Annotated in this window: 8 protein-coding genes; 6 read left to right on the forward strand and 2 right to left on the reverse strand. The window is 73.1% G+C overall.

Going from position 1 to position 6,718, the window contains the following annotated elements:
• A partial coding sequence (locus tag GT354_RS05235; protein ID WP_161354993.1) for an ABC transporter ATP-binding protein occupies positions 1-1,456 on the forward strand: 1,456 nt, incomplete at its 5' end.
• On the opposite strand, the gene GT354_RS56355 is transcribed toward GT354_RS05235, so the two are convergent.
• Positions 1,402-2,238, reverse strand: a complete 837-nt coding sequence (locus GT354_RS56355) for an AraC family transcriptional regulator (RefSeq protein ID WP_202511531.1) — start codon at positions 2,236-2,238, stop codon at positions 1,402-1,404. The two genes, GT354_RS05235 and GT354_RS56355, sit on opposite strands and share 55 nt — an antisense overlap.
• Positions 2,239-2,415: 177 nt before the next feature.
• Between GT354_RS56355 and GT354_RS05245 the strand changes: the two genes are divergently transcribed.
• Entirely contained in the window at positions 2,416-2,928 is a 513-nt protein-coding gene (locus GT354_RS05245; protein WP_161354995.1) for a DUF4186 family protein, read from the forward strand.
• Between the two features lie 126 nt (positions 2,929-3,054).
• Here GT354_RS05245 and GT354_RS05250 read toward each other — a convergent pair whose 3' ends face one another.
• Positions 3,055-3,462 carry a cupin domain-containing protein gene (locus GT354_RS05250; RefSeq protein ID WP_161354996.1) on the reverse strand — a complete coding sequence of 136 codons (408 nt, stop codon included), beginning with the start codon at positions 3,460-3,462 and terminating at the stop codon, positions 3,055-3,057.
• Between the two features lie 158 nt (positions 3,463-3,620).
• On the opposite strand from GT354_RS05250, the gene GT354_RS05255 reads away from it, so the two are divergent.
• The 4 genes from GT354_RS05255 to GT354_RS05270 all read left to right on the forward strand — a co-directional run.
• On the forward strand, positions 3,621-4,292 hold the full coding sequence (locus tag GT354_RS05255) for a TetR/AcrR family transcriptional regulator (RefSeq protein WP_161354997.1): 672 nt from the start codon (positions 3,621-3,623) through the stop codon (positions 4,290-4,292).
• 103 nt (positions 4,293-4,395) lie between these two features.
• Positions 4,396-5,184, forward strand: coding sequence for a 3-hydroxybutyrate dehydrogenase (locus GT354_RS05260; protein WP_161354998.1), 789 nt, complete (start codon positions 4,396-4,398; stop codon positions 5,182-5,184).
• Positions 5,185-5,811: 627 nt separating this feature from the next.
• Positions 5,812-6,162 carry a hypothetical protein gene (locus GT354_RS05265; RefSeq protein WP_161354999.1) on the forward strand — a complete coding sequence of 117 codons (351 nt, stop codon included), beginning with the start codon at positions 5,812-5,814 and terminating at the stop codon, positions 6,160-6,162.
• A gap of 122 nt (positions 6,163-6,284) precedes the next feature.
• On the forward strand, positions 6,285-6,718 hold a 434-nt coding region (locus tag GT354_RS05270), incomplete at its 3' end, for a phosphatase (protein ID WP_202511532.1).

Below are 6,718 nucleotides of genomic sequence, written 5' to 3' on the forward strand. Positions count from 1 at the left end.
CCGGGGCGACCTGATCTCGCGGATCGGCGGCGACGTGCGGGTGGTCGCCGAGGCCGCCGCCGAGGCCGTCCCGGTCTTCGCGACCGCGTTCCTGGCCATCGCGCTGACCCTGGTCGGCCTGGGCGCCCTCGACTGGCGCTTCGCCGTCGCGGCCGCGGTGGCCGCGCCCATCCAGATCGGCGCGCTGCGCTGGTACCTGCGGCGGTCCGCGCCGGTGTACCGGGCCGAGCGGATCGCCGAGGGCGAGCGCACGCAATGCCTCCTCGACGCCCTCGGCGCCGTCGACACGGTCACCGCGATGCGTCTGGGCCCCACCCACCTCGACGCCGTCGCGAGCCGCTCGACGGCTGCGGTCGAACTCGGCCTGCGGGCCACCCGCCTGCGCGGACGTTTCCTCGGCCGGCTCAACATCGCCGAACTCGTCGGCCTCGCCGCGGTGCTCGCCGTCGGATTCCACCTCGTCCGCTCGGGCTCGGTCTCGGTGGGCGAGGCGACGGCCGCCGCGCTGTTCTTCCAACGCCTGTTCGACCCGGTCGGCGCGCTGCTCGGGGTCTTCGACGTGCTCCAGGAGGCGGGCGCGGGCCTGGCCCGCCTCGTGGGGGTCACCCTGGTGCCACAGGTGCCGGAACCCACCGACGCACCGCATCCGGGCGACGCGTCCGTCGAGGTCGACCACGTCTCGTTCGCCTACCCGGGCGGCCCCGACGTGCTGACCGGGCTCGACCTTCGGATCGCGCCCGGCGAGCGGGTCGCCCTGGTCGGCACGACCGGCGCGGGCAAGTCGACCGCAGCCGGCCTCGTCGCCGGCGTGCTGGCACCGCACGCCGGCACGGTCCGGATCGGCGGCGTCCCCGTGTCGGAGTTGAGCCGGACCGCGACCCGGCGCGAGATCGCGCTCGTCACGCAGGAGGTACACGTCTTCGCCGGCACCGTCGCGGACGACCTGCGCCTGGCCCGTCCCGACGCCGACGACGCGGCGGTGCGGCGAGCGCTCGTGGCGGTCGGCGCCGACACGTGGGTCGACGCGCTGCCCGAGGGGTCGGACACCAGGGTCGGGGCGGCCGGCCATCCGCTGAGCGCGTCGAGGGCGCAGCAACTCGCGCTGGCCCGCGTCCTGCTGCTCGACCCGCCGATCGTCGTCCTGGACGAGGCCACCGCGGAGGCGGGCAGCGCCGGCGCGCGCACCCTGGAGGCCGCTGCGGCGGCAGTGCTCGACGGCCGCACCGCGATCGTGGTCGCCCACCGCCTGCATCAGGCCGCGACCGCGGACCGGGTGGTCGTCCTGGACCGGGGCCGCGTGGTCGAACACGGCCGCCCCGACGACCTGTTGGCGGCGGGCGGTCGCTACGCGCTGCTGTGGCGGGCCTGGTCGACGGGACGAGCGGGCGATGCGGCGGCCGATCAGGCCCCGACCGGCCACCGGGCGGCGTCGACGTCGGATCCGAGGCCGACATAGTGGCCGGGGGTGCGGCCGGTGACCCGACGAAAGACGGCCACGAACGCGCTGGGGCTGTCGTAGCCGACCCGACGACCGACCACCGACACCGGCAACCCCGCCGCCAGGTAGGTCAGCGCGGCCCGCATCCGGGTCTGGATGCGCCACTGGACGAAGCTCATCCCGGTGTCCGCGGTGAACACCCTGGTGAGGGTGCGCGCGCTGCACCCCGAGAGCCGCGCGAACTCGGCCAGTCCACGCGGGTCGGCCGGGTGCGCGACCAGCGCGCGGGCAACGACCAGCGCCCGCGCATCGGTGGGCATCGGCACGTCGACGGCGGCGACCTCGAGGGGCTGGAGCATGTCGAACGCGACGTGCTCGGCCCGCGATCGTGCGGCGAGCGGCATGTCGTAGCGCCGCATGTACAACAGGACTTCGCGCAGCGCGCCGTACATCGGAACCAGACCCGGGAGGTCCCACGCCCCCGGGTGCGTGCGCGCGGGAACGAAGACGTCGGTACGGAAGTACGTCGCGTGGAATTCGCTGCCCGGCCCGGTCGTCACCTCGTGCAGCGCGCCGGCCGGCAGCCACAGCCCCACGGTGGGCGGGACCGTCCACGACACGCCGTCGACCACGGCGGTGACCGACCCCACGACCCCCCACAGCAACTCGTGGTCGAGGTGGCGATGCGGCTCCCAGGTATGGCCGGCCGGGCGTGCCTCACGGCCGAGCCGCGACGTGGTGACGGCATACGGCGGTTCGACCTCGCGACTCCCGCGGCCCGGCTCCGTGACCTGATGCACGCGCAGCACTATACCGAGCTGCTTAGGGTGACCTAAGCTCGGTCACCGAACCTCGCTTCGGCGAGCATCGTCGCGGCGCGATCGGGCCTGCCCGCCGCCCCCGCGGGTGCCTCGGACAACCGCTCGCGCGCCCGCGAGAACTCGGGCCCGCTTCGACGGGCTACCGTTGAAAGCAATATGACAACCAAAACGTCCAAGGGCACCAGGCCCGAACCGCTCGGCGCCCGCTTGGACGCCATCGCCAAGACCGCCTCCCGCAGCAGGTTCCAGCTGTCCGGCCGGGAACGCACCCTCGCCGAAACGCTGGGCGAAACGGGCCTGCGTTGGTACACCTACGACCGGGTCGCCCGGCGTATCGGCCCGGCGAAGCCCGCCAAGGACGGCAAGCAGACCCCCTACCGCGGGCACCCGGTGTTCGTGGCCCAGCACGCCACGGGCACGTGCTGCCGCGACTGCCTGGAGGAACTGCACGGCATCGCGAAGGGCAACCAGCTCGACAAGGCCGAGCTCAACTACGTCGTCAACGTGATCTGCCTGTGGCTGACCCGCGAGATCGGGCCGGTCGCGAAGCCGGTGGGCCGCGGCAAGCGAGTACCTCGCTCCGCGATGCCGGCCGTTCCCGAGAAGCCCGCCCGCCCGGGGCAGTCGGCCCGCTCCGCGCGAGCGATGCGCGCTCGGGCCCAGGGCTGAGACAGCGGGTCGAGATCGCACTGCGACCCGTCCGGCGGTCGGGCGAGGGCGCGCCCGGCCGCAGCGATGCAGGGGGCTGCGAGTCGATCGATTCCCGCCCGCCGCCGGGCCGGTCGTCGAGCGTTGTCATCCGCGGACGGCACCGCTCACCGGCTCGTGCCGGGTGCCCGTGCGCGGGCTGATGGACAGCAGTTCGCCCGGCTCCGCCACCGTCAACCGGTGCCAGCGGCCCTGCGGGACGAGGTAGCACGCGCCCGGCGTCAGGGTCGCGGCCGGCTCGGCCGCGTCGGTGTCGTCGCGCAGGTGGATGTGGAAGACGCCGGAGAGCGCGTACAGCACTTCGTCGCCACCGAAGTGGCATTCCCACACGTCGGCGTGCACCGCCTTGTCGCTGTCGGCGCGAAACGCGCCCATCGTCCACAGTCCGGCGTCGTCGGGGCCCGGCCGCTTGGTGCTCGCGTCGATCGCGCCACCCTCCCTGAGCTGGACGAAAGCGCCGAGCAGGGCGAAGGGGGTGGTTGCGTCAGTGGTCATCGGAGGGCTCCCGACAGGTCGTTTACGGATGCGCCGGACGACTTTCCGAACACGTTCGGAAAGTAACATCCGGCCTGCTGGACTGTCGAGCCGCAGCCCGCGCGGCCGACCCCCGGGCGCGGTTCGCCTCGGCCGAGGGAAGCCGCCATGATGGGGCGATGTCACCCCCCGCCGCCGAACCAAGCGGTCGCACCGGCCGCCCACCGCGCACGTCCCGCGCGCAGATCATGGCGGCGGCCGGACGGCTCATCGATCGCGACGGCTGGCAAAAACTGACCATGCGGCGGCTGGCCGCGGAGGCCGGCACCTCGCCGACGACGCTGTATCACCACATCCGCGACAAGGAAGACCTGCTGACGCGGCTGCTCGACGACCACGCCGACAGCACCCCGCGCCCCGATCTACCGCGCGATCCGCGCGAGCGCATCGCCGCCGCCGCGACCGCGATCCACGACTCACTGGCCACGTGGCCGTGGATCGTCGAGATCCTCACCGCCGACGATCTCACCGGAGACTCGGCGCTGTGGATGGTCGAGACGATCGTGGCCGGCGCCGTGGACTGCGGGTGCACCCCCGAACAGGCCGTACACGTGTACCGCGGCATCTGGTACTACACCGTGGGCGAGATCGTGGTCCGCACCAACGCCGCGCGCCGGCGCGCCGAATCCGAGCGTCCCGCGCATCGCGACACCCGGTTCCGCTCGCTCGACCCCGCCGAACTGCCGCACCTGGCCGCGTTGGGCGAACGCTGGCCCGAGCTGACCGCCCGGGACACCTACGCGTCGGGCCTGCGCGCGTTGATCGACGGCCTGCTCCCGCACCACCCGTGAACAGCACCACTCTTGACCGCAGCCGCGCGGCCCGACCGGTCGCGGTGCCCGGAAACCACCGAGTCGATGGCGGCCGGGCTCGCGCGCCCGTACCGTCGCAGGCATGTCGATTCCACCCTTCACCTCGCCCGTCTCGCTCGACCTGACCGGCCGCGCCGCCCTGGTCACGGGTGCCGGCAGCGGTATCGGCCGCGCGTGCGCGCTACGCCTGGCCGCCGCCGGCGCACACGTGCACATCCTCGACCGCGACGCCGAGTCGGCCCGATCGACCGCGAAGGAGTGCGACGGCACCGCCCACGTGGTCGACCTGGCCGACAGCGACGCCCTCGAACAGGCCCTGACCCGCGGCGACATCGTGCCCGACATCGTGGTCAACAACGCCGGCGTCCAAGTCGTCGCCCCGATCCCCGAATTCGACCCCGACGACTTCCGCCGGATCATGGCGGTCATGGTCGAGGCGCCGTTTCGCATCCTGCGCCGCGCCCTGCCGCACATGTACGCGAACGCGTGGGGCCGGGTGGTCAACATCTCGTCGGTGCACGGGGTTCGGGCGTCGCCGTTCAAGTCGGCGTACGTCGCGGCCAAACACGCGCTCGAAGGTCTGTCGAAGGTGACCGCCTTGGAGGGCGCGCCGCACGGGGTCACCTCCAACTGCGTCGACCCCGCCTACGTGCGCACCCCGCTGATGGAGAATCAGATCAGCGACCAGGCCGCCCTGCACGGGCTTTCCCCCGACGCCGTCGTACGCGACGTCATGTTGGAACGCACCGCGATCAAACGCCTGATCGAACCGGCCGAGGTCGCCGAGTTCGCACTGTTCCTGTGCACCGACGCGGCCTCCTTCATCAGCGGCGCGTCGCTGCCGATGGACGGCGCGTGGACGGCCCGCTGACCGAGTCGGGCGACAAAATGTGGCCCGCGACGGGAATCAGCAGTGCCGTGACGTTGTCGTGCCCGCCCGCGTCGAGGGCATGCTCCACCAACGCCCGCGCGTCCGCCACCAGGTCGACCCGACGCCGCGCGCCGGCGACGATCGAGCACGGCCCGCAGCGCGTCGGCATCGGGCAGGTAGCGCGAGAGCCCGTCCGTACCCGGAAGCAGCCGACCCGGGCCGGACGGGCGACAACTGCGCCCCTGCGGCGCCGGTTCGTCGGCATCGGCCCCCAACCACGCGGACAGTGCGCCGTGTTCACCCGCGTCGTCCTCGGTCAGCGCCACCCCCGGCCCGTCGTCCGGCAACCGATAGGCGCGGCTGTCGCCGATCCACGAAGTCCAGACACCGTCGGGGCCGGCGATGCCCGCGACATACGTACAGGCCGGCGCGGCGTCCACCGACGCGGCCAGGCCCGCGACCCGCGCGGCTCGCTCCGCCCGGGGTTCGGTCATCAACGCGGAACCCTGCCAGAGCCCTCCCCCGGCGGGAATCCCTCGGCGGGCATCCCCCGCAGGAACCCCTCGGCGAGGGCCCTTCGGTGAGGCCCCTCGGCGCAAGCGCGAGGGCAAGGCGTAGGTTGGGCCGATGACTTCCGTCCTTGTCCTCGGCATCGATCCGCACGCCGTACCCGGCCTCGACGGACCTGCCATCTCCGCCGCCCTCGACGGTGAGATGGCCCGCTTCCGCGCACAGGGCATCGAAGTGTCGACGACGATGGTCGCCCTCGACGATTCGGCCGAGCCCGAGATCATCGCGGCGTTGACCGAGCGTGCGTGGGACGTCGTGGTCGTCGGCGGCGGGATTCGCAAGCCGGCGCCGCTGCTGACCTTCTTCGAGCAGGTCGTGAACCTGATCCGACAACACGCGCCTCAGGCCGCGATCGCGTTCAACACCAGCGTGGCCGACAGCGTCGAATCGGCCCAACGCGTCCTCTGACCGCGCCCCGCGGGGTCGCCCCGGCGAACGGCACCTCTCCGAAACGCGAAGAATGGGCCAACTCCGGTCGACACCGGATGGGCGGGTCGTCGGTCCGATCGGCGCCCGTGAACAATGGCGGTATGACGTTGCCGAGCACTCCCCCCTCCCGCGGCGATCTGATCCGACACCTGGAGGCGACCCGCATCGCCGGCCAGGTCGCCACGCCACGCGAGATCAACCTCCGTCACTACCGCGAGCTGAGCCGCAAGAACCCGCGCCACTGGTTCGGTCTGGACTTCGGTGAGCGGTGGTTGGACGAAGCCGACGTCCTCGCCGTGATGGTCAAGCGCGCCGGCGTCGGCGCCGACCCCACGCACGTCGCCGGCCAGGACACGATCGACCCGGAACTGACCGTCCGCGGCCTGGACCGCATGGCCGCCGTACTGCGCGACGCCGCCGCCCGCCGGTCGCGCGTCCTGGTCGCCACCGGGCACCCCGGCGGCCTGCTCGACGTGCATCGCGCCCTCGCCGAGGCGCTGCGCGCGGCCGGCGCCGAGATCGTCGACATCCCCAG

This window comes from Streptomyces sp. SID3343, assembly GCF_009865215.1.
Lineage (GTDB): Bacteria > Actinomycetota > Actinomycetes > Streptomycetales > Streptomycetaceae > Embleya.